Here is a 23,307-nt window from a genome sequence, read left to right as displayed (position 1 = left end):
GGAGAGCTGGGGGAGGTCGCAGACGAAGCGTTTAGCCGAAGTCTGCGGGAGGAGTCATAGCGCCGCGACTTAAGTCAAACGTAGCGCACGCCCTATGTCACACCACTTGCAAATCCACTGAGAGCTCCGAAGAATCGCCGGTTTCCAAATTCGTAGCCATGGCCATTAAATAATCGCCCACGTCGATGGTCGCTTCCAAGATTACGGCGATTTGAAGATCGATGCTGCTAAAGATTTCATCGATGATATAGCCGACATACTTCTGAGCTTGTCCTGGAGCTGGACCGGCATAGAAATCGATTCGGAATTTTGCCCGCACACTGTCCAAGGAGCCACGTAGGATTAATGAGTCGCCCACGACAGTAGCTACAGTCATGACAGGATAGTTCTGTAGATTATTGGCTCCCCCATCAAGATCGTCGACATCGTTAATGGAGACACCGCTGTTGGCCCCTAAATCAATCGATTGTCCTGCGTTGCTGTAGAAGTAATTGCGAAGTAGCGTGTTGCCGGGTCCGGCCAGGGTCTGTGTTCCGATGGCCGGATCCAAGCCTATCAAGATGCCATCATTTCCGTTGTAACCGATGATGTTGGCATCGCTGTCGGTCTCTCCACCAATGCGATTTAGACTTGAACCATTAGCAACCACGATACCACGCTGCGCGTTACCTGCAGCGGTGACGCCATCGCCCAGCACTCCGATCTTGTTGCGGAGAATACTTTGACTGAACATGGTCCCGACTATTCCGTTTCGAGCGTTACCCGAAATCACGTTGCCGACTAGCGTGCCCGGTCGGTTAGATCCGTATATGACGCCATCCAGATTCGGAACGGGGGTGACCCCATCGCTCCCAATCCCAATAGTATTGTTTTCCACGCGCACATTGGGATCGGGCAACACGGTAGTGCTCCAATTGCCCATTCCCAGTCCGTAAAAACTGTTACCCGAAAGGAAGTTACCATCTGCACTAGTAGGACCGCCAACTTGAACATTGGTGACAATCCCAATATCAACGCCGCGGACATTTGAAATACCGAGCAATCCAGTTCGATCGGTACCAACAAAATTCCCTTTGATGGTGATGTCGCTGCCGCTTTGGATCTGCACTCCATAAAGAGTGCTGCCAGCGATGACGTTGCGACCAGAACCGGCAGAGCCAATGGTAATTTTCTGGCCACCGATTACTCGAACGCCGTATAGATTCGCGCGAGCCGACGTGCCGGCTGGATCGAGGCCTATGAAATTGCCCAGGATCGTCGTGCCGGTAATGCTCGAAATGAACATCCCCTCGCTGTTTCCGGAAACGACATTACGTTCGTTGGCATTGGTGCCACCGATGATCGCCGAAGCATCGTTCACGACTCGAATGCCTTGATGAACGACGCCCGAGACCGATCCAGTTGGCAACAAGCCCACGATGTTGTTGACGATAGTGGCTGACGAGCCGGCGTCAGTCACTTGGATGCCAGCGGTACCGTTGCCGGATATGAAGTTGCTAGGCTGCGCAGCGGCTGAGCCGATGATAGTGTTCTTGGCTCCCAGTTGAACATTAATGCCATAGCGACCGTTTCTGACCGCCGGGCCGAACTCCGAAAAGCCAATGTGGTTGCCCAGAATTCTATTACCGCTGGTCGAAGCTCCTGTCACCGCGATACCATCACGGGAGTTACCGCTGATGATGTTGCGATCGAGTATGGTGGTACCACCGATCGTATTGTTCTTGGCACCGGCGGACATGTTGACTCCATCCAAGTTGGGTTGAGCCGAACTTGCCGAGTCAGAAATGCCAATTAGGTTACTGCGAACAGTATTGTTGTCGGTGCCGATTCCGGAGAGCGAAACACCAATCATCAAATTTCCCGAGATCGTATTTCCGGCATTGGCTGCACCCACATTATTGTTCTTGGCACCAGTCGTGATCCACACGCCGATCAAATTGCCAATCGCGACCGTCGTATCTGCAGCGGTTCCAATCTTGTTAAAAAGAACCGAGTTGCCAGTGGTCCCAGACCCCGAGATGCGCACTCCGGCGCGAATGTTACCCGAGATTACGTTCGCATCGAGCGGGCTCGTTCCACCTATGCTGTTGTTCGTCGAACCTTGTTCCAGTACGACGCCATCGAGTGAGTTAGGCGCGGCCGCTGTACGGGCAAGATTCAGTCCGATGAAGTTGCTCCGAATAGAATTGGTGGTTGCGCCTTGAATCCGTACACCCGCAGTGAGGTTTGCAGAGATCGTATTGCCCGCTCCAGGACTGCCGATTTGGTTGTTGGCAGCTCCGGCCCGGATGGTGATGCCTGCTAAAGAATTAGAGACAGCTGTTAATCCACTTGAACTCAGCCCGATGATATTGGACAGAACCTTATTGGCATTGGTACCTGTGCCAGAGATATTGACGCCGCTTTTCGTGTTGCCTGAAATCGTATTGGCATGCGCGGCAGTGGTACCCCCGATCGTATTGTTGGTGGCTCCGGTATCGATCAGCACTCCATCTTCACCGTTAGCCAGCCGAGGAGTGCTGCCGTTGGTTCCGCCGATGTTATTTGCAGCCACCTGATTCTGGCTGGTTCCCACTCCGCGCAATTGCACACCCCAAGTATCGTTGCCCGAGATTGTATTGCCTCCGTTGGTTACGGCTGTGCCAATCGAGTTGGACTTGGCACCGCTGCGGATCGTAACGCCCACTCCATTACCCAGTCCCACTGCCGCGGAAGTGCCATTTCCAATAGCATTGCCTTGGACGACATTGGAGTCGGTACCGCTCCCTTCGATCAGCACGCCAAAGGCTGTATTGCCCGAGATAAAATTCTGTTCAGCCGCTACCAGGCTGCCCACCGTATTGAACTTGGCTCCGCTGCCGATGCGCACGCCTGCGTTGACGTTGGGAACTTTGCTGGATTTGTTGGAGCTCAGCCCGATCGTATTGCGGATGAGAGTGTTACCGGAGGCTGTAGTACCATTGATGGAGACTCCATTGCGTCCGTTGCCGGAAATGAAGTTGCCTGCGGTACCTCCGATGATATTGGAGCTGCCTGAGACCACAACGCCGTCAAGCAAATTGGGCGCGGCAGTGGTGCCATTTGGGCTGAGTCCAATGAAGCAGCCTTCGAGCCTGTTGCCGTTGCTAGTGATCAACACTCCATTGAGTCTGAAGTTGTTGATGGCCAGCCCGCGGAGAGTGCTTGAGCCGCCGGTCAATCGAATACCGCTGGCAGAAGTTCCGGCGCCTGTTCCATCAATTTGGATGATCGGAGTGGTAGAGACGCCTTGCGTTGTCCCATCGATGGTCACCGAATCGGTGATGGCAGGCAAGGCGGACAGCGGCGCGATTGTCTTGATCCCTACTCCTGGAATTGCAAATGCAATAGTATCGGCGCCGACAGTCGCATTGGCCTGAGTGATCGCTTGGCGAAACGATCCCGCACCGGCATCTAGCGTATTGGTCACTGTGAAGGTGGCCAGCAGCGATCGCCCTTCAAGTGCCTCCATGACGAGTCTTCGCCGACTACCGCGCCGCTGCCCCGGCCTTAGATTTCGCAAGCGTTTGGACAGTTTATTTTGCAATGAGCGCAGCATTATTCCCTCACCGATGACAAGAAATGGCCGGCGATGCCCGTGCAGCATCGCTAAGATTGTAATGCGTAAACCGCGCTCAACCCGGCTCACACGTAGAGCGGCTGTCCCCAGCCGCTCCGCACCCATGTAGAGCGGCTGTCCCCAGCCGCTCCGCGCCCGCTCTGACCGTTTGCTTCCAAGGGAGGGTGAAGGCTCCTGCGCTCACCACCGACCTCGAGTCGGTGGGAGCATGACTGATTGGCTAGTCATCGTAGAGCGTTTGTCCCCAGCCGCTCCGCACCCGCTCTGACCGTCTGCTTCCAAGGGAGGGCGAAGGCTCCTGCTGAGCCAAACACCCTCTGGAAGTACGGACATAGGATCTGGGGGAGAAGTGTTCGAAGGATCTGGTTTGGCGACGTCGGTCGAGATCTTGATTAGAGCAATTACAGCTCGGCCTCGGGGGACACACCCTGGGCTGATTTGCTGGCATTGACCGGTGGCGCCGTGCACGTGCTCTGTCCCCAGCCGCTCAACCATCCAAAGTCTGGCGCCTTCGGCTACGGGGACAAACCACGAGCTTGAAAAGCTGATCCGGTGTATGTCCCCCCACAAGCTCTGATGCTAGCAATACTGGACTTCAGCTTGCGAGCCGGAACAGACGGGACCGAGCCGGAACAGACGGGACAGACGTGTGGTAGGAGGTCAGACCAAGTTTCTTCAAACCAGCACACACGAGGACATCCCCAAAAACCGGGGACAGACCCAACACCTTTCGGCACGAGCCTGGTTGAGTGGGGACACACACTTGGTCTGTCCCGACACACACTTGGTCTGTCCCCGCGGGGCGACGCCGTGATGCTAGCATAATGTCGTTCGAGCTTCCTAAGAACCAGCGGCGTGTATGTCCCCGCCCGCGCAATTCGGCTACACCATTGCTAGCAAACCAAGCGGCCATTCCCAGCTGCTCAGCATCCGCCAACCCAAGCACCGTTTGACAACCAGAGCCAACCGAACTGACCATCAAACCACCTGTATCCCAATCGACAACTCCGAACTATCACCAGTATCCAAGTTCGTGGCGACAGCCGACACAAAACTTCCCACATCAACGCTTGCTTCAAACACCGTAGCCATCACGAAACTTCCCGGTGCGTCGATGGTATCGAACAAGTGCCCCAGGAATTGCTGAGCCTGACCACTGATGGCACCTGAATAGAAGTCGATGCGATAGTTGCCAGCCAGGCCGCTGAGCGATCCGCGGATCAGAATCGCATCGCCGACGGTCGTCGCCAGCGTGATCACTGGTGCATTCTGAAGGTTGTTGGGACCAACATCCACGTCGCCGGTATCGTTGGCGGTGGCTCCGTTATTGGGCCCCAAGTCGATGGCCGAACCAGCATTGGCGAAAATCAGGTTGCGAATTACGGAGTTACCTATGCCAGCTGCATTCGGGAAAGATGCAGACGCATCGGAACCGATCAAGACGCCGTCGCCGCCGTTATGGGCGATAACGTTGGATTCACTTGCCAGTTCGCCACCAATACGATTGTTGCTCGAATTGGTGTGCATAAAGATTCCATGACTGCCGTTGCCAGCTGCAGTTGTCCCATCGGCCAGCACGCCAATCTTGTTGCCTATGATCACTTGGTTAGATGTAGTCGCTGTGCGGATCCCGAAACGTGTATTACCGGACACGACATTGTTGACGAAGAGCACTGGCTCAATGATACCCGCGAACTGAACGCCATCTTTGTTGGGGATCAGCGTGGTACCGTTAAGGCCGACTCCAATGTAGTTATTCTCGACGCGAATGTTGGGATTGGCGTCATTGCCGCCTTCACTGATCAGTATGACTCCATCGAAGACGCTACCTGAAATAACATTGCGATCCGCACTAGTTGGCCCGCCTACCAAAACGTCATTCGATTTTTCGATGCGGATGCCGTTGCCATTACCTCGCTTGACCAATCCTGTTGGACTCGTACCGATCAATGTTCCCTGGATGGTTACGTTTTTAGCATTCAAGACGTGAATGCCGTCGGCTGCGTTACTGGCAATGACGTTCCGCACTGGCCCTGAATTCCCGATGGTTATGTTCTGGGCACCATCGATACGAATTCCATCGTTTAGACCGCCGCGCGGAATTTGGCCGGTAGGATCCAGACCAATTAAGTTGCCCTGGATTGATACTCCCGAGGTATTTGCACCTTCGATCAGAATGCCGGGACCGAAGTTAGCTGAGATGACATTCCCTTGGTTTGTGCTCAAGCCACCAATTGTGGCTGTTGCGCCGTTGGTCACGTGAATACCGCTCGTGATGTTAGCTCCAGCCGGATTGGCGGTCGTCAAGCCGACGACGTTGTTGATAATGATCGCTGATGTGCCCGGATCGCTCAACGCAATTCCGCTACCGGTATTGCGCGAAATGAAATTTCGATTGGTAGTCGATAGAGCGGAACCAATGATGTTTCCATTGGCTCCCGTTCGCGCAGACACACCGTTGCGCACATTGCCAACGTTGCCTGATCCATTGGCTGCCAGCCCAATCAGGTTACCGAGAATCACGTTGCCCGTTGTCGATGATCCGGTCAGCGAGACTCCATCGCGAGAATTGCCAGAGATGATATTGCGATCGTTGACTGTTTCGCCGCCAATCGTATTGTTCTTAGCTCCAGCCGAGATATTCACTCCATCCAAGTTGCCACGCACTGCATCACCGGCTTCCGTGGTTCCGATGCGATTACTGCGCACCAGGTTGTTCTCGGTGCCTGGTCCAGAGAGTGAAACACCAAACGTAAAGTTGCCGGAAATGGTATTGCCTAGGTTCGGTGCTCCAACAGAGTTGTCTTTGGCCCCCGAAGTGATCCACACGCCAATGGCGTTTCCTCGTGCAATCGTCGTATCGGCCGCGGTGCCAATCTTGTTACCAATGACGGAGTTGTTCGTAGTGCCGTTTCCGGAAATCCGTACGCCCGCGCGCGTATTGCCTGAGATGATGTTCAGTTCACCCGCAGTCGTTCCACCAATGGTGTTGCCAGTGGACGACTGCTCAACAACCACGCCATCCAGTGAGTTAGGTATCGAAGCTGTGCGAGCCTGATTCAATCCGATCGCATTGCCTGCGATTCTGTTACCGGATGTTCCTTGCAATCGCACGCCGGCAACTTGATTGCCTGAGATCGTATTACCTGCTCCGTCGCCACCGATCTGGTTATTGAGAGCACCAGCCCGGACAGTGATTCCGGTCTGCAAGTTCCCGACCGCACCTGAGCCAGGTACATTTAATCCGATCAAGTTGGATAGAACTTGATTGTTATTAGTCCCCACGCCCGAAATGGTAATACCGCTTTTCGTATTGCCAGAGATAACATTGCCATGAGCGCTGGTTGCGCCACCAATCGTATTGTTGGTCGCAGCCGTATCGATCAACACTCCATCTTCACCGTTAGCCAGTTTGATGAGGCCTGTATCGAGCAGCCCGATACGATTGCCGATAACTTGGTTATCCGTCGTACCCGCTCCGCGAATTTGCACGCCGGTCCCAACGTTACCGGAGATGGTATTGCGCCCGTTGATGTCGATACTGCCCAGCGTATTGAACTTCGCTCCACCGCGAATGGCTACGCCTACACCATTGCCCCCGTTGTTGTTGGAACTGGTTCCAATAAAGTTTCCATGCACCGTATTGGAGTTGGTACCTGTTCCTTCGATCAATACTCCGAAAGCGGTGTTGCCAGAGATCAAGTTGCGCTGTGCGACGGTCAGTCCACCGACGATGTTCGACTGCGCACCACCACTGATTTTTACACCTGCTTGAGCATTTGGTGTCTTGGTGGTCTTGAATAGATCCAATCCGATTGTATTGCCTTGGATCAAGTTGTTATTGGCGGTGGTGCCACTGATCGAAATTCCGTTGCGTCCATTGCCCGAGATAAAGTTGGCGGCTGAGGTTGTTGAGCCACCGATGACATTGTTGCTGCTGGTAATCAGAATACCGTCGAGCAGATTAGGAGCTACGGTGGAGCCATTGGTACCCAGGCCGATGAAACTACCTTCGACTTTATTGCCGTTGCTTGAAAGCAGCACGGCATTGAGTTGGAAGTTGTTAATGGCCAGCCCGCGCAGCGTGCTCGAGCCGCCGGTGAGCCGAATGCCCGAAGCGGTCGTACCTGCGCTAGCGCCATTGATCTCAATCAGAGGTGTGGCTGATGAGCCTTGCGTAGTACCATCGATGGTTACCGAATCGGTGATCGACGGCAGAGCTGACAGTGGAGTAATGGTCTTCGCCCCTGCCCCTGGAATTGCAAAGGCGATGGTGTCCGCTCCGACGGTTGCGTTCGCTTGCGTAAGTGCATCACGAAACGAACCCGCTCCGGCATCGTTGACGTTGGTAACCGTAAAGGTCGCCAACATCGCCCTCCCCTCCAAGTTCTCCACCCCCAACTTCCGCCGCCGAGCCCGCCGAGTTCGACTAGCCTTACTACCCCTGCCCGCTTTACTCGCGTGACTTGCTGTACTCGCCTGTCGAACACTGTCAGCCAAAGATTTTCGCCATAGTTGAAACATGATGAGACTGATCTCCGAGGGGTGTTTTGAGTCTTTGTTAACTCAATGCGTAGCCCCGCCAAAAATGTCTCACACCGTTTATGTCACCTCACCCAAGCTTCGCTCGGGGAAGGTCGGAGCCAGCGTTAAGCTAGGCTCCGGGAGGGGGCTCGTTACCGAAGTGGAAGTGTTTGCAGCAGAATGCACCACACAAATTGTTTCGCTGCCACGAGTTAAAAGCTGGACGATCTCCAGTGGTGGCAGGGGGATGTTCCGATCGGGACAAAAAGACTGGGGATGGAGCGGAGGGGGAGGCTTCGGACGGGGTGAGAAAAGGGGTTTAAAACCATATTGGGCCCCGCTTGTCGAACAAGGCGAGTTGAGTAACAATAGGCGAAGCACCAGCGCGGTCCCCCTCGACCGCCCGCCGCCCCTGCCGCACCCATAGCTCAACTGGATAGAGCATCGGTCTACGGAACCGAAGGTTAATGGTTCGAATCCATTTGGGTGTACTGACTTACGACGATTCGGAAAACGCTGGTACAGAATTCGGTACACAATTTTCCCCGTCGTGCATATCATTCTCCTGAGTCGCTTTTGCCCTGCCAGGCAACCGGCTTTCAGCATCCTTCGGCTTGCACGGTGTGTTCGTGTTTCTCTTGCCGAAGGATTTCCCCATGGCTCGACTACCCAAACCGTGGTTTCGTAAAGACCGTGACGCCTGGTTCGTGACGATTGCTGGCACCCGCCACAATCTTGGACCAAATAAGAAGGCTGCCTTTGATCGTTTCTACGCCCTGATGCGGGAGCCCCAAACCGCCAAGGTAGCTTCGCAATCATTCGCCGCTATCGCCGACAGTTTCCTGGAATGGACCTCTACCAATCGGGCAGCCGAAACGTACGAATGGTATCGTTATCGCATAGAACGATTCTGCCAGCACTGGCCAGATTTAACGGCTTCCGAAATTCGACCATTCCACATCCAGCAGTGGGTGGACTCGTACACTGAGCTGTCGCAAACGTCGAGACGCAACTACATTCGGACCGTGAAGCGGTGTGTGAAATGGGCTGTCCAGCAAGGCTATGTGGAATCGGATCCGGTGGCTTCCATGGAAGTGCCAGGTGCTGAATCGCGAGATGTATGCATCACGTCGGAGGAATTCGAGCTGTTTTGCAGCTACATACGCGACGACACGTTTTTGGAGTTGTGCCGCGTGTGCTTCGAGTCAGGAACTCGACCACAGGAAATTTTGAAAGTGGAGGCTCGCCACTTCGATGCAAAAAACGGCCGTTGGATATTGCCACCAAAAGAGGCGAAGGGGAAAAAGAAGCCTCGCATTGTTTATCTGGCAACTTACGCCCTGGAGGTAACACAGCGGCTCGTCAATAAGTATCCCGAGGGTAAGCTCTTTCGAAATTCAAAAGGCAGGGCTTGGACAACTGATGCGGTTAACTGCGGCTTCCTGCGAACTCAGATTCGAATCGGCCAGGATCGAATCAAGCAACAGGGGCTCGACCTCGATACGTTGGTGACTGCGTTCATGAAGAAGGAGCAAATGAGTGAAGAGTTCAAAGACTTGCCACCGAAGTTGAAACGCAAGTTTCGATACAAAGTGGCCTGCGCATTTGCGCCACATTACTCGCTCTATTCGTTGAGGCATAGTTGGGCCACTCGCGCGTTACAGTCAGGCCTAGACGCACTCACTGTTGCCGTGTTAATGGGTCATAATGACCCCAGTACACTTTCGCGAGTTTATCAGCACCTTTCACACCATCCTGATCACATGCGTAAGCAGGCAGAGCGCGCAATTCAAGGATAGCTTGCTCGTATCGACAAAGTTTGCGAATGGAAAAACCCCTGGAGCGCTGCCACGCTCCAGGGGTAGTTGTTGCAAACCTCTCGGCTTGCACGGTGTTCAGATACTTGATCGCTACTTGTTCAGTTTCAAATGTTTGAGCCGTACTCGCACTGGCCTGGCAACCGATTGTTCGATTATCACTGGCTGAGTTGAGCTCGACATATAGGTATCAAGATCACACTCGCGGATACGAATTGCGCCGCCCACACGCAGTGACGCTATCTTGCATCGTTTCACAAGCGTGTATGCTGTGGCCAGAGAAACTCGAAGCCGTTCAGCCAGTTCCTTTACGGTGAGTAGCTGCATAACGCGTCTCCGGTGGTAAAAGACCGTGGTTTCGAAATCGCACTAATTCATCTGATGCAATTTCCCAATCGAGCGTCTTGCCCCTTCCCACTGCCCGCTTTCGTGCGTTCAGACGTTTGTTTCGACACCAGGCCCGAACCACTGCTGGTGTTCGTCGTACTTCGCGAGCAAACTCAGCTGGTGTAAACCATGACCGTAGCATCGGACTGTTGCCGAGCAGCAACAATAGCTGTTGCTGCAGGCTTTGAACTTGCGCGAGTAGGGCGTGAAGCTCAACTCGCGCTGATTCCGGAATATCTGTTTTCACTTTTCTAAGGCTCCAGGTCGGGTTCAACGTCCTTTTGCATTGTGGGGACTGCTGATGTCGGTTGCTCAGCGACTGGTTCCAAGTTCGCGTTGCCCGCCGACGGGGCTTCACCGTAAAGACCTACCTCCTGAGAAACTTGCATCTGCGTTGGATGAAATGGTGTTCCAACTGCGTCGACTGGCCCGAATGAATCGGGAAAAGGCCTGGCAAAGAAATTGCCGAGCTCTCCCGCACCTTGCCTGCCCATGGCAGTGACGACCGGTGCGCAATCTTCATAGATGTCCTTTCCAGTTTGCTTCACAAACTCGGCGGTTCTATTCAGTGCGGCCTGCGCAATCGCAGATAGCTTCGAGCCTTTGGCTTGCTCCATGGATTCGCTCACAATGGTTGCTCCTAGTTTTTGTAAAGTTCGTCATAGGTATCCCAAACTTCATGCGACTCGAGCTCCGCATCACGCATGCGGCGAGCCTTTTCCCGGTTGCAATCACGAATGGCGGCGTCATCTAGCATGCAGCACACTCCGCCAATGATGAAAAACAGACCGAGACTAAAATCAAGCTGCAGCAAAGCAGCTCCAACAACTCCGACGAGCAACGGCTCGAAGAAGCCCTTGGCTGTGTTGAGTGAAATGCCGAGCTTCCCAGTTAATCGCGGCATGCCATTGAAGTGCGAATGAACAATGTGACCCTTGTTACGATGGGCTTTCCCTTGATGGCAAATCGCAACGATGAAGAACACTCCACCCACTAGCATGTGCAGCGCGGGATCGGCATGCGGTGCCATGATTGATTCCCACGCAAACAAGAGAAATACAGCCAGAAACGCGCGGCCACTGTAGTAGCGGCAGCCAAACGAATGCCGAGTGAAGGCATAGAAGAATGACGCCCAAACATTGATTGCGTGCCTGAATAGGTTGCCAACGATGATATGCAATTCACCTGGCTTGATCTGCTGTTGGTCTTGTAATTGCTGTCCTGTTAACATGCTCAAAATCCTTGCTTGAAATTCACTTTGAGAAACGTATCGCGGCTGCCGTACCATTTACGACCGCCAGAAAAAACGATGGCTTCGGTGAGTAGGGAAGGTGGTCCTCCTTTCTTTAGTGAGGTAAAAACATGCGGCTCCAAAACTGGTTCAAATGCTTCGCTACAACTGGTGGTGAATTCGCCGCCTCGTTCCATCCACATCTCCGATTGACGCTCCGGGTGTGATGTCGAACTCGATCGCATCCGGATCTTGCGTCTTCCAAATAGGTCGGACGCATACTGATTGGTTGGCGCGTCGGAATTCTGGTGAAAGATTTTCGTGCCACAGAGGCCAATGAGCGTATCGACTGCAGCAGAGCCAGCATCGTTAGCAGCCATGGCCATTCGCATGTTGCTGATCGACTGGGTGCAGAAGATATTTGCACATCGGCTGCTTCTCGCCGTAGCGGCAAACAAGCTGTCACGAACCGACAGAAAGTTTTGACACTCATCAATACACAAGAAGCACGGACAGCCTTCATCAGGCTTCCTTTGCTCAAGCATCTGTTGAAATTGAACTTTCCAGATGGTTTGAGCGATGACACCCAGTGCCATATACTGCTTCACCGGAAAGTTCACGATCACAATCTTTCCATTGGAGCAATCCGACGGCGTACACGTACTGCCTTGGCAAAAGGTGTTGTAAAGCATGCCGCGTCCAAACAGATCGAGGAAGCTTTCCACCATCGAATCAACAATGCTGCGAGTCTTTTCAGACAGTTTGGCATTGGTGTCGAGAAAATATCTCTCAATTTCGGCGATGTCATGATGTGCTTCGTCACTGTTGGCACGTTCTCTGGCAAGCCGCAGCGCAGCAACAATTAGCGACTGCGACTGCCAGGCGGGATCCCTGGCCTCCGCCAGGCTTTTTGGCGCAGCACGAAGCAAATCAAGTATGCTCGGCATATCGACTTTGCCGATTGCAAGCGACTGCAAATCGACGGTGCCGCGAAGCCGTTGCCGCTTCGCCGAATCCCAATACTGGTCGCCTGCGGTGGAAGGTGGCCGTCCGCTTATGCGTTCGGCCAGCTGCGATAAGTCGTCAAACAAGTTAATTAGGTTTTCGGTGAAACCAGTTCCAGATCCTAGCTGCGAGTGCTGGTAGTCCAGGAAGTTGAATTGGCTTCCAGATCGAGGATCAAAGATGATGACATCTCGTTCTCGACCTGCAATACGCGCGATGCGAACGATTCGCTCGGTATCATCGACTTTCGTCGTAAGCACCGTACCGCCGAAGCCTAAACACAAGAGCGCATAGAGCAATGCGTAGATGCTGCCTGACGTTTTGCCAGAGCCGGGTGCACCAAAAATGGCTGTGTTTTCGTACAGGTCCCCCATCGTCAAATGATCGTTTTTTCCAAAAGTGAGGACGCGGGTATCGCGATCCCAAACGCCACGTTTGCGATGTCTACGGAAACTAAACATGTTGGCCTCCCGGTTCTGCTGAAGCAGCTTTCATGCGGTCGCGAACAACTCGCTCAAGGGTGGTAATATCCAATCCTTCTGCTCGAGCTTTCTTGCAAATGCGAGCCAGCTCTTCCAGCAGTTTGAGCAGATGATCAATTGAGAAGCCGCTACTCGCTGCGAAACTCGCTTTGGCCGAAGGAAGTTCAAAGGTGAATCGTTTCACCGAGTTTTCTCGCGGCTTCCCCGAGGTTTGTCCGCGTCGCTTTGAGCGACCATGCAGTTCGTCACGCGTCACGCTTCCACTGCGTACTTCTGCGAGCGCATCTTTGCGCGTATCGGGATCCATGCGACAAAGTGCAGCCGCTGCAGATACTCCCAGCCGTCCATTAGAAATCAATTCCCGCTCTTCGTCAGTGCTCTCGTTTAGCTTGAGTAGGTTTGAAATCGCGCTTTTGCTGATCCCAAACCATTCAGCCAACTCCGATTGCTTCATGCCGAATTCAGCCATGAAGCTTTGGAAGAATGCAAGAAGTTCCAGGGGCTTCAAGCTCTCCCGTTGCTCATTGATACTGAACTGTAGCGACAGCAATTCACGCGGTTCTGGTCGGCGAGGTAACACGGTGCAGCGAAGTGACGTCCAGTTGTTTTGTTGGGCGGCTAAGCGCCTGCGATGGCCATCAACGAAGATATATCGACCTGTTGGTTTTGGACGTATATCGGTGGCAGCATCAATCGTCGTTTCTTCGAATACGATGACATCAACCAGTTGCGATTGCTGCAACATGTTTTTGGCTAGCTCCGCAATCGATGTATCGCTATATGCAGGGCTATTATCTTTCCGTGGTTGTTTAGGATCTGGAACAAGCAATTCAAGAGGTATGTTTTTGCGCAACGCTTCCGCGATTAGGTCTTTCATTTACGCACCATCACTTGCATTGGTAATAGAATGGAATGTCAGAAATGCCGTTCGCTACATCAGTAGCCGGGCAGTGATTAAGCTCAATTGCTATGCAAAGTTTCATTGCATTGACAGCTGAGCCGGAGTAGGGACCAGGCGTAACCTGGTCCCTATAGCGGAAATGAGCAGGTAACTACTGTGGTCTCATCACACCAAACCAAGAAATCCACTTTCTAAGTCGCCGCGTACGCAACCAGAGGGTCAGGCCCGCTGCGATTACGAAGACCCCGATCACCAGGAACATCCAGGTGCCAATCATCGTTCCACCGGTGAGCGGGTAGATGATTTCACGAGCAGTTGCATTAACCGCTGCTTCCCCGATGCGACTTACGGGCTCGCTGACAATCTCTGGATTCATCATCACCGTCGTAATGGCCGCACCGGTGAGGAGGGTGCCTTTGTTACGCCAGAGAAAATCGACACATTGATCAGCCGCAGCGTTCTCGGCCAAGTGTTTGATCAATTCTGGCGTCTTGCCAGATCTCTCAATATCATCGGCCATTATTGCCAGACGCCGTGCATTGCGTGATGACAACTTTGCTGTTGCCTTGGCCGCATCATCGGCCAAGGACAGAGCAGCACTGTGACTGCCAGCCAGCCGAACCGCGTCATCCGTGAAAGTTATCACGGTTTTCGATGCAGCACGTTTCGCGGCTGCTTCGGCGTATTCCTTCGCCACTTTCTTAGAAGCCGATTTGGCACCGTGTTCCAGACCTTCTACAGTGCCAGTCTTGACGATCGCCTCTGCGGCTTCACGAATCACTTTGCCCAAAATCCCAGCTTCTGCAGAAGTGGATGTGTTCAAACTAGCTGTTAATGAAATGAACGCGAGGATAATGTAGTTCCGCATGTTATTTCACCTCCAAGCTATCAAACGCTTGAGCGTATTCGGACGCTGCCCAATCGACGTCAAGTTTCATCTCAGAGATGATGCCCGCAAGCACGGTATCGCGATGCTCGCGCGTATGTTTCAAGGCGTCGGCAAACCAGAGTTTTCCATCGTCATATGTGGGCATGGTCTGGGCGAGGATCGATTCTCGGGCCTGACGACATTTATCAACTACCTTCTCGTCCACATTCGCGATTTTTGAAACAACCTGATCCGCAAGAAGCCCGGTGAGGCTGCCGACAATCATCGCAGAAAATTCCTGAATGGGAGTAACTTCTCCGTTTTCATCGGCATACCATGCAAGCGCGCCCTGTCGTCCAACTTCTTCCGCAGCCAACGCTACGAAGAAGCTTGCCAAGTCCTCCTGAAGGCTTGCCGATATGGCGCTTGTAACTGTCGACTGGAAATCTCCAATGGAAGTTTGCAGCGGGCCGAAATCGATCGGCTTCAATTGCACAGTCGAAGGGTCGCATTCGATATCCGCCCGAAGGTCGATTAGCAGGCGATTGTCGATATCAACCAGCTTCGCCTGAAACGCCGCCAATTCGCTCTCGACAATATTTGCCAGGTCGTCCGACGATAAGACGTGTTCGGTGAACTCACTGGCAATCCAAAGACGATGGTTGGCGGAATCAGCTAGGTAGTATGCCTTCGAACTAAGGCTCGTGACCGACGATACCATCTCGTCGGAAATCGACTGCTGGTGAATTCCAAGCAGAGCCGTTTCGACATTTTTCCCAAGGTCGCAGCATGCCTGCATCCGTTCTTGATCGGCTTGCAATATTCGTGGAATACATTCGCGAAACAGAGCTTTGGAATCCTTGGTCTCCATTTGCTCCGTTGCAAATGGGTCAGAAGCAACATCATCTCCGACCAGTGATTCTGTGGCGAAAGGGTCGTCGTTCGCAGCAGTACTGAGTCTTTCCAAAGCTCCTTTCTTTTCATGCACGATCGGCAAATCGTCGCACACCGACTCTGCCTGCGGTTTCTCGACGACCAGGGCATCGCCAACCACAGATGCTGGCCGAATTGGCGAAGACGACGCCTTTTCGGGCGACTTGGCTACTATGGAAGCTTCAGATTCGAGATCGTCACGCTGCCCGCTTCCGCCGAGAAGATATTGCTTGGATACATCCGACTCGCCTGACTTCGGAGCCAGGCCCACGATCATTACGGTAAACACGAAGCTGCATGCGAGCGCCGCACATAACCCCGAACTCAAACCCTTGAAGCGTTGGCACTGAACAAACCTCATTACTCGGTACATAACGAACCCCTTTTCAGACTTGGCCCGTGAGGGCAGATAGGAACGTGCTAAAAGCACCCAGGAAAGCTCGAAGTAGTCTCGAGCCTTAGGCAATCATGTGCGCAAGTTACTATTTTGCAACGGTTTACGTCGACATGTGTGGACAAAGATCCCCATGGATTACCACAGCATCGTTGAGGCCCGTGTTTGTTGTTGACATAGGTTAAAAGTCCATCGATAACGTTGGTACAGATGGAGTACAAATGCAGCACAACTATCTAAGCCACGTGGGCAAAATTCTCGACGTGCTTAACGAAGCAGAAAGCCTGCTATGCGGGGCGAGGGACGGGGCAACCGATTCAACGTACCCCACTCGCTACGCGCAGGCTCTGATTGCAGACAGCGGTGCAATCCTTCACGAGATGCAGTTGGAGCGACTCGTCTACGGACAACGAGTCCTTGTCACAAACCTCTTGAAAGCAATCGAAGTTCTCGAACGATCTGGAATTGGCTACAAACATGTAATCGACAAGCTTCACGGGGCGGCCTGTGCACTCTCTGAACACGGACTTTCTATAGAAGGTTACAATCTACGGGAACCCCGCCGAATGCAATCGGCGGTGCCCAAACACCCTACGGAAAACGATCTGAATTGAATCACGCACCAATTCGAGCCGTGGAAATCTACGTTGAAGTAGATTTAGCCGAGCATACCGATGCATTTCGCGTTCAGACTTATACCGTTAGGGAGTTGAACGTTGATGTCGATCGTACTGTTGTAGATTGGCCTGGTGGCATTGAGCGAAATCAGAAAAGCACCGAAGTGCATGGTAATGCGCGCAAGGTGTTAAATCGAGTTATCTGGCGGCTATTGGCATTCAAGATCGGGCATCCACTTTCCAGTGAAATCATCGACGCCTTCTCGCCAATTCTCACCGAATTAAAGCAAGACTCCCGGCGACAGGGATCGCCACCAATTCGGGCACTCTTTGGCGAGGCGGAACGAATCGTCCAAGACAAAAAAATTCGCTACTGCCGAGTGGTAGATCTAATCCGCCGCGACGGAACCGTCAATTGTGAGATTCTTTCGCCAAAAAATATATCAGTATTTATAAGAATTCCGGGGGGCGCCCGATTTTTAAAGGCGACAGTACAGCAGCTCATTGCCATTGTCGAACAGTTTGACCCGATCACAAACGAATTGAAAAGGCGTTGCAGTGATAGTCGAGAGCATTCCGCCGTTACAACCAATCGACCTTCGACCGGAAGCGCTGTTTTGTCGACGGAATTTATTGCGACTGTACCATTCCGCAGGAATGAATACTTCTCAGGTCGATCGACATGGCTAAATAAAATAAAAGAAATATTTGATAAAAACACTAAAATCGTAGCATTGACCGGCCTTGGAGGCATTGGTAAGACGCAGGTCGCCCTCGAGTATGCTTATCGGTTCGGAAGTGCGTTTAGCTTCGTCTTCTGGATTACTGCAGATTCCGTCGACAATATACGCTCGGGCTACATCACTCTGGCAAACATTCTAAATTTGCAGTTCGACAGAAATAACGAAAAAAATGCTATAGATGCAGTAAAGTATTGGATGTGTCTTCAGGAAAATTGGCTGCTTATTCTTGATAATGCCGACGAGCCGACGGATGTACTTCCCTTCTTGCCACACGTAGTTCGAGGTAAGATACTCCTCACGTCTCGCAGCCAGTTCTTGGACAATGTAGGTGCGGTGGATTGTCTGCCTTTAAACGAATTTACTGCCGAAGAGTCGCTGCAATTCTGTCTTGCAAGAGCGGGGCAAAGGCAGTTTTTAGTAAGCGATTTCGAATCCATTCGTAGCCTGCATGGTGAGCTTGAAGGATTGCCACTTGCGATAGAGCAAGCAATCGCTTACGTCGTCGAGAAGCAGGTTCTCGTTTCTCAGTACTTACGAGAGTTTTCCCTTCTACGAATTCGATTACTTGAGAGGCAGAAACCAATGACCGGCGATTACCGAAAGTCGGTTGCGACAACTTGGCTGATGAATTTCGCCGAAATTAAAAAGATCGCGCCTGCATCGGCCGACCTACTACGTTTTACTGCCTTCTTAAGGGCATCGAGCCCCATCGCGTTTAGCTATCTAATCAATGCTTCACGAACTTTGCCAAAATCGCTCCGGGAATTGTTGGAACACGCTACCGAAAAGGAAATGGCTGTTGCGGAAGCCTTAGCCCCATTGGCGAGATATTCTCTCGTACGTCTCGAATCGCAGTTGCAATTTTATTCGATCCATTCACTCGTGCAAGAGATGGTGCGAAACTTAGATGACGCCTGAACAACAAAAGGCATTCGCGGAGATGGCTGTTGAAGCGGCACTTTGCCAACCGTTATTGTTTGACTGGGCAAAACGTTCCCAAGCCGAAATCTTCCGAGCGATACCCCATCTGGTAAGTGCCGCTGATAACGCCAGCGAAGCAGGAATTAGGAATGATCGCCTTCTTAGATTGTCTTTATGCCTCTATTATGTGGCGACTCGCATAGACGACTTTTCAACTGCGAAACGCCACGCCGAGTTAGCGGAAGATATTCACCAAAGATTAGATTCTGGCGATTCAGCGGGACGTGCGATGCTACTTACGGCCCTAGGTTCAAGTAGCTTTTGGGCCGGCAACTTTCAAGCCGCGAGGAGACAACTTGAAGAATCGCTCTTGTCGTTCGAGGAATGCGGCCTCCTTGATAGCCAAAGTGCGGAGGTCGCCTTCTCAATACTTGTTTCAGTCTATATCGAATTGAGTGAATTCGCAACGGCGGAAGAAGCAATTGTAGCGACACTTGAGCTTGGATGCTCAGATGAACTTAAAGCATTTTTGTATAATGCTGCGGGTCGAATAGAGCTTTGCCATGGCGAATATCAAAATGCAAAGAGCATTCTAATAAAGGCTCTTGAGCTAACTGAAAAATTGGGACCTCGTGGTTCGGAGCTACTGTCTACTTGCCTCCCCAACATCGCTCTTGTCCTTATGAAAGAAGGTTCCTTCGTTGAAGCAAGAAGTCATTTGGAAAGAGCGTTTGATTTAGATTACTCGCAGTTTGGAGAGCTGCATACAAAGACAGCGCTTTCCAGAAGTAACTTAGGGGTACTCTATTGGAGAATGCAGGAATGGGATTTAGCGGCAGTTGAACTCCAGCATGTAGTTCAAATTCGGGAGCATCTGCTTGGTGGCAATCATCCTATTTTAGCTGCAAGTATGACTCAATTGGCCTCAGTTTTGATTGAAAAACTAGAGTTCGATGCTGCAGAACGCCTTCTTTTGCGTGCAAATGAAATCTTCACCCGCGCTGCTATCGATTACAATCAAGACTGGGTTTGTACTCTCAACGCTCTTGGGAGGGTGTGCCGGTCGCGAGACCGGTTTTCGGACGCGCTGGAGTATTACGACACAGCTCGACGACTGATCGTGAGGCAGTTTGGGATAGGCCATCCGGATTTGATTGCAATATACAATAACATTGGAGTCGTCCACCTTGCGAAGTTCGAGACTGCTCCTGCGATTGCGGCGTTTGGCCAAGGATACGAGATTGCGACTGGAATAAAAGAAAAAGACCTGATTTTCCATGCCTCGTTACTTGCTAATTATGCTTCTGCGCTAAAATTAGATGAGAAATTAGAAGCAGCATGTGAAATGATTAGAGAGTCCATGAATATCATTGAGCCGATTCTCGGAATATTCAGTCATGCGTATGCGGTAGCAATGGGCATGAAGGCCAATATCTTATTTGCTCAGCGAGATTATACAAATGCGGAGAATAGTCTTACCTTGTGCTTGGAGATATTTGAACGTCTTGGAATGTGTTATCATGTTGATTACGCAGTTGCTTTGTGTAACTTAGCCGACGTCAAGCACGAGCTTGGACGTACCGAAGCGGCAAGGATTTTGTTAGACCAAAGCGTCGATTCCATATGCGCGAAATTGGGCTCACATTCCCGATTGGCCGGAATGTTAATAGAGCATCGAGAAAAGCTATTCGGACCCGGCTAGTGAACTTAAATGGAGCGGCGAGTTATTTTCGATATCGCCGGTGCATCTTCGGGTAGTAGCATTAGTTGCTCTCTCGATGCTTCAAAAAGGTCCGTGAGTCTGTGCTGACGGATCAGATCAAGAATCCTTCCTAAGTTCCGTCCGTCGATAACGACTTTCACGTTCATGAAAAGAAGTTCGAATCCGCGATCCGGATCAGCCGTTGACCACCCGCGAAAGTCTGCATAGGCAAACCCCTCGCTAAAGCCGTCCGACTTCCTGAAGCCAATTGTGAATTGTGCTTTCAAGCCAACGCGTCCATAATGAAACGCTTGATACTCTTCCTCGTCGTTTTGAGGCATGCTAGGCTGGTTGACACGCTTCGTGTGCATATTCAGAGCTAACTTCAGGCTGCTATCGGTCATACACCGTCTCCCATTGCTTGGCATGCTCTACACCATCACGCTTCGCTGCGATAGCGACTGACTTTTGGTCGCGGATGCGCCGTTCCAATTCAGTTTGTTTCTGTTGCATAAATTCTGTCGCTGTTATGCCGTCAGTACTACGACGAATGGCATCTTTCAACAGCGATAAATCGTCCGTGTAGACGATAGCCTCATGCTTGCCTCGACTAAGGCTGACGTATGTCTGTTCACGTCCCATAGCTGGATAGCTTATCGATGATTCAGCGATGAGCACGCGGTCGACTGTTTTTCCTTGTGACGCGTGGCTGGTTGACACATATCCTTGCGAGATGAAACCATAGTCACGGTCGATCGTCCAGCCATTTGTCAAAACGAGGTCGCCATCGTCGTTGAAGCGGTCGAGTTGGTATACGGCTCCGTTGTTTAGTCGTTTACCATCCTTTGTTTGTCCGTTTCCGGTGATTCGAATTAAATCACCCTTCGCAAGCTTGATGGTTGACCGGGAAAATGCCTCGAACCGCTTTGCAGCTTTGCGGAGTTTTGCGGCATCCTGGAGCTTGGGATCGAGTCTGCTTCCTCGCTTAAATCCTGTGGCATTTTGATGGAACACGATGGTATCGGCATGTTTGATGCGATCCGCATCCATCTTCTCGGCTTCGGTGAATCTTAGTGGCTTGAGTGTCAAAATCTCACGCTCTTCCATTTCAATAAGTTTGCGTTGCTTCAATTCGATGCGTATCGCATGGGTCAGTCGCTCAGATTCAGCATGAGTCGGCGCTATGGCCAGCACGGACTCCTTAGCGGCAATACTCTTTGCGAATTCGTTTGCAAGACTGCGGTAGCGCGCATCGCTGTCTTCAATTTCCTGGACCCAACCGAGCGACTGCAATTTGTCCATGCCTGCGTCAGTATCGCCAGCCGCAAAGAACTCAACCGCCTCCTTATAAGTGCTCTTCTGCCTCTGGATTTGTTTTACTTCTGCGGGGATGATTCCTGCATTATGGTGTAAGATTCGTAGCGCTGAACCGCGCTCAATACTATGGTTTTGAGAATAGTCGCCCACGAGCAATACGCGACAATCAAGCCGATCTGCGAGCTCAAGAGTTTGCTTCATTGTTCGCGTGCCTAATAAACCAGCCTCGTCAACGAGAATGAAATTGCCCGCGACTTCCGCCTGTAGCTGCTTTGAAACAAGCAACTCTGCCACCGTGGTCGCATCAAACCCTTCAGCGGCTAGAACGCCTCGACTTGCTTCAGCAGATGGCGCAAATGCGTAAAGTTTGGTGCCAGTGTCCTCGATGGCATCCTTTACTTCTTGCATGAGTGTCGTTTTACCGACGCCCGCGCGACCGAGCGTCATGATAATCGAATCGCGAGACTGCAGAATGTTCTCAACCGCATGCCGTTGATCCGCGTTGAGCCAATCTCTCCGTATAATCCAATTCGCGTTTAGGGGATCGCATGTATTGCGACCACTCGAAGCTATGTCGACCATTTGTGATTCTTCGCGGATAACTTCACGTGACGTCGCCCACACTCTCCGGTCCATTTCGCGAGTAATGAGCCCCTGCTCTTCGACTTGGGCATGAATATCTTGGCTGGTGACATTGCCGATACCATGACGCAACGCATGCGTGAGCAAGGAACGCAGTGGCACAACGGAGTTGCGCTCAAAGTGGTGAAGCTTGGATAGCTCCATACTCTGCTCAGCATGCAACGTCGAAGAAGCAACAGGTACTCGTATCGTTTTGGCCGGAAGAGATGTTGCTATCGTGTTCGCTTCAGCAGTTGATAGTCTTGCCTTCCATCGTTCGATCAGTTCCGATAGGCCCAAGTCAGCCGATTTTTTTGCCCGAGTTTTTGCTCCCAATTGATCTTTTTCCTTGTCGCTGGAAATGCCCAGTTCATCTGCCAGTTTCTCAATGCGGCGTGTTCTACGGGAAAACTTGTTTTTGGACTCCTGGCTGATGGCAGCAATATCCCAGTCGCGTCCATTTCGCTCGATGTCGTATCCAAGCTCGCGCATGCGCATTGCCATCTGAACATGGAACATCGACTCATAATACGCAGCGTCTCGCTTTATCTCACGGAACTGGCCCGCCTTGAAAGCCCCTTCAGTTGCATCTTTGGTCACGTTGAACAGGAAACAATGTCGATGCACGTGTGGATCAGGCTCAGCTTCACTGCGCTGTTCAGATTCCTTGTCTGGATCAATTTCTGGCCGAGTTGTCAAATGCGTGAACGCTCCCCAGATCCCATTGCCAGTCACCCGCTCATCATTCAAGCCGTGCTTTCTGATTCGGGTACGCATATCGGCTTCAACATGGTTCATGATGTCGTCGGACATTTGCTCAAAGGCCGGGATGATACGATCATCACCAAAAATCAGAGCTGCCATGCTTACGCCTTTCGGCAGGTGAAAATTGAGGTCATATCCAACTGTGCGATCTCCGTTCGTGCGCATCGTAAGCGGCTGAGCAGTGACCGGATGAAGGTTATCGCACAGGCGATCAAAGCTCTGTTTGTCGACTTCGCCTCTCATGCCAAGTTCAGCACAAAGCTTACCGCCCCACTTGCCAACGAGCTCTTGGCTTTCGCTCAGATAATCTGAGCGAGTGTAGTAGGATTTGGCCGAAGCAGAGCATTTGTTTTGGATGACGCGTAGCATGATGGTAAACTATACGCTCGTCTATCAGCGGAGATGATTTGCATCAACTCACGAATGCACGGCTGCATATTTTTTGTGTCGATGTTGCATCGAGGTTGCATAGCAATTGTGT

General features: G+C 51.9%; 15 protein-coding genes and 1 tRNA gene. 5 read left to right on the top strand and 11 right to left on the bottom strand.

The features are described from left to right. Nucleotides 1–97: 97 nt before the first annotated feature. Nucleotides 98–3,490 carry a beta strand repeat-containing protein gene (locus tag SH573x_RS28975; RefSeq protein WP_479351556.1) on the bottom strand — a complete coding sequence of 1,131 codons (3,393 nt, stop codon included), beginning with the start codon at nucleotides 3,488–3,490 and terminating at the stop codon, nucleotides 98–100. Nucleotides 3,491–4,576: 1,086 nt separating this feature from the next. Beyond that, complete coding sequence (locus SH573x_RS28970) at nucleotides 4,577–7,969, bottom strand: beta strand repeat-containing protein (RefSeq protein ID WP_479351554.1); 3,393 nt, start codon at nucleotides 7,967–7,969, stop codon at nucleotides 4,577–4,579. Between the two features lie 570 nt (nucleotides 7,970–8,539). Between SH573x_RS28970 and SH573x_RS28965 the strand changes: the two genes are divergently transcribed. Together SH573x_RS28965 and SH573x_RS28960 are read left to right on the top strand one after the other, a co-directional pair. After that, a tRNA-Arg gene (locus SH573x_RS28965) sits at nucleotides 8,540–8,613 on the top strand. Between the two features lie 165 nt (nucleotides 8,614–8,778). Continuing rightward, a complete protein-coding gene (locus tag SH573x_RS28960) occupies nucleotides 8,779–9,921 on the top strand; it encodes a tyrosine-type recombinase/integrase (protein ID WP_479351552.1) in 1,143 nt (380 codons plus the stop codon). A 111-nt stretch (nucleotides 9,922–10,032) separates the two neighbouring features. On the opposite strand, the gene SH573x_RS28955 is transcribed toward SH573x_RS28960, so the two are convergent. The 7 genes from SH573x_RS28955 to SH573x_RS28925 all read right to left on the bottom strand — a co-directional run bounded on the left by SH573x_RS28955 (nucleotide 10,033) and on the right by SH573x_RS28925 (nucleotide 16,119). Then, nucleotides 10,033–10,266 carry a helix-turn-helix domain-containing protein gene (locus SH573x_RS28955; protein WP_479351550.1) on the bottom strand — a complete coding sequence of 78 codons (234 nt, stop codon included), beginning with the start codon at nucleotides 10,264–10,266 and terminating at the stop codon, nucleotides 10,033–10,035. Nucleotides 10,267–10,577: 311 nt separating this feature from the next. After that, nucleotides 10,578–10,955 carry a hypothetical protein gene (locus SH573x_RS28950; RefSeq protein ID WP_479351549.1) on the bottom strand — a complete coding sequence of 126 codons (378 nt, stop codon included), beginning with the start codon at nucleotides 10,953–10,955 and terminating at the stop codon, nucleotides 10,578–10,580. 11 nt (nucleotides 10,956–10,966) lie between these two features. Next, nucleotides 10,967–11,557 (bottom strand): hypothetical protein, encoded by a 591-nt coding sequence (locus tag SH573x_RS28945; RefSeq protein ID WP_479351547.1) that lies wholly within the window; start codon nucleotides 11,555–11,557, stop codon nucleotides 10,967–10,969. A 2-nt stretch (nucleotides 11,558–11,559) separates the two neighbouring features. Next, on the bottom strand, nucleotides 11,560–12,861 hold the full coding sequence (locus SH573x_RS28940) for a type IV secretory system conjugative DNA transfer family protein (protein ID WP_479351545.1): 1,302 nt from the start codon (nucleotides 12,859–12,861) through the stop codon (nucleotides 11,560–11,562). Nucleotides 12,862–13,015: 154 nt separating this feature from the next. Further along, nucleotides 13,016–13,921: a ParB/RepB/Spo0J family partition protein gene (locus SH573x_RS28935; protein WP_479351543.1), complete on the bottom strand. Its 906-nt coding sequence runs from the start codon at nucleotides 13,919–13,921 to the stop codon at nucleotides 13,016–13,018. A 175-nt stretch (nucleotides 13,922–14,096) separates the two neighbouring features. Next, the gene (locus tag SH573x_RS28930; protein ID WP_479351541.1) at nucleotides 14,097–14,813 is read right to left on the bottom strand and encodes a hypothetical protein; all 717 of its coding nucleotides are present in this window, start codon (nucleotides 14,811–14,813) and stop codon (nucleotides 14,097–14,099) included. Nucleotide 14,814: 1 nt separating this feature from the next. Next, nucleotides 14,815–16,119 (bottom strand): hypothetical protein, encoded by a 1,305-nt coding sequence (locus SH573x_RS28925; RefSeq protein ID WP_479351539.1) that lies wholly within the window; start codon nucleotides 16,117–16,119, stop codon nucleotides 14,815–14,817. A gap of 242 nt (nucleotides 16,120–16,361) precedes the next feature. Between SH573x_RS28925 and SH573x_RS28920 the strand changes: the two genes are divergently transcribed. Genes SH573x_RS28920 through SH573x_RS28910 form a run of 3 tightly spaced genes read left to right on the top strand, consistent with a single transcriptional unit; the run spans nucleotide 16,362 to nucleotide 20,123 of the window. Beyond that, a complete protein-coding gene (locus SH573x_RS28920; RefSeq protein WP_479351537.1) occupies nucleotides 16,362–16,754 on the top strand; it encodes a hypothetical protein in 393 nt (130 codons plus the stop codon). Then, nucleotides 16,751–18,418 (top strand): NB-ARC domain-containing protein, encoded by a 1,668-nt coding sequence (locus SH573x_RS28915; RefSeq protein WP_479351536.1) that lies wholly within the window; start codon nucleotides 16,751–16,753, stop codon nucleotides 18,416–18,418. Before SH573x_RS28920 ends, SH573x_RS28915 begins: the two co-directional genes overlap by 4 nt. Further along, nucleotides 18,408–20,123, top strand: a complete 1,716-nt coding sequence (locus SH573x_RS28910; protein ID WP_479351534.1) for a tetratricopeptide repeat protein — start codon at nucleotides 18,408–18,410, stop codon at nucleotides 20,121–20,123. Before SH573x_RS28915 ends, SH573x_RS28910 begins: the two co-directional genes overlap by 11 nt. 5 nt (nucleotides 20,124–20,128) lie before the next feature. Here SH573x_RS28910 and SH573x_RS28905 read toward each other — a convergent pair whose 3' ends face one another. Both SH573x_RS28905 and mobF read right to left on the bottom strand, forming a co-directional pair. Next, nucleotides 20,129–20,527, bottom strand: coding sequence for a hypothetical protein (locus SH573x_RS28905; RefSeq protein ID WP_479351533.1), 399 nt, complete (start codon nucleotides 20,525–20,527; stop codon nucleotides 20,129–20,131). Continuing rightward, on the bottom strand, nucleotides 20,517–23,195 hold the full coding sequence (gene mobF / locus SH573x_RS28900; RefSeq protein ID WP_479351531.1) for a MobF family relaxase: 2,679 nt from the start codon (nucleotides 23,193–23,195) through the stop codon (nucleotides 20,517–20,519). The genes SH573x_RS28905 and mobF overlap by 11 nt, the downstream gene beginning before the upstream one ends. Between the last annotated feature and the right edge of the window lie 112 nt (nucleotides 23,196–23,307).

This window comes from Rania fehmarnensis, assembly GCF_056494185.1.
This window is presented reverse-complemented; position numbering and strand designations above follow the sequence as displayed.

What these genes read in the sequence shown, in the direction of transcription:
- SH573x_RS28975 (WP_479351556.1), bottom strand. Translation starts at nt 3,490, where the DNA reads ATGGAGGCACTTGAAGGGCGATCGCTGCTGGCCACCTTCACAGTGACC.
- SH573x_RS28970 (WP_479351554.1), bottom strand. Translation starts at nt 7,969, where the DNA reads ATGTTGGCGACCTTTACGGTTACCAACGTCAACGATGCCGGAGCGGGT.
- SH573x_RS28960 (WP_479351552.1), top strand. Translation starts at nt 8,779, where the DNA reads ATGGCTCGACTACCCAAACCGTGGTTTCGTAAAGACCGTGACGCCTGG.
- SH573x_RS28955 (WP_479351550.1), bottom strand. Translation starts at nt 10,266, where the DNA reads ATGCAGCTACTCACCGTAAAGGAACTGGCTGAACGGCTTCGAGTTTCT.
- SH573x_RS28945 (WP_479351547.1), bottom strand. Translation starts at nt 11,557, where the DNA reads ATGTTAACAGGACAGCAATTACAAGACCAACAGCAGATCAAGCCAGGT.
- SH573x_RS28935 (WP_479351543.1), bottom strand. Translation starts at nt 13,921, where the DNA reads ATGAAAGACCTAATCGCGGAAGCGTTGCGCAAAAACATACCTCTTGAA.
- SH573x_RS28930 (WP_479351541.1), bottom strand. Translation starts at nt 14,813, where the DNA reads ATGCGGAACTACATTATCCTCGCGTTCATTTCATTAACAGCTAGTTTG.
- SH573x_RS28925 (WP_479351539.1), bottom strand. Translation starts at nt 16,119, where the DNA reads ATGTACCGAGTAATGAGGTTTGTTCAGTGCCAACGCTTCAAGGGTTTG.
- SH573x_RS28920 (WP_479351537.1), top strand. Translation starts at nt 16,362, where the DNA reads ATGCAGCACAACTATCTAAGCCACGTGGGCAAAATTCTCGACGTGCTT.
- SH573x_RS28910 (WP_479351534.1), top strand. Translation starts at nt 18,408, where the DNA reads ATGACGCCTGAACAACAAAAGGCATTCGCGGAGATGGCTGTTGAAGCG.
- SH573x_RS28905 (WP_479351533.1), bottom strand. Translation starts at nt 20,527, where the DNA reads ATGACCGATAGCAGCCTGAAGTTAGCTCTGAATATGCACACGAAGCGT.
- mobF (WP_479351531.1), bottom strand. Translation starts at nt 23,195, where the DNA reads ATGCTACGCGTCATCCAAAACAAATGCTCTGCTTCGGCCAAATCCTAC.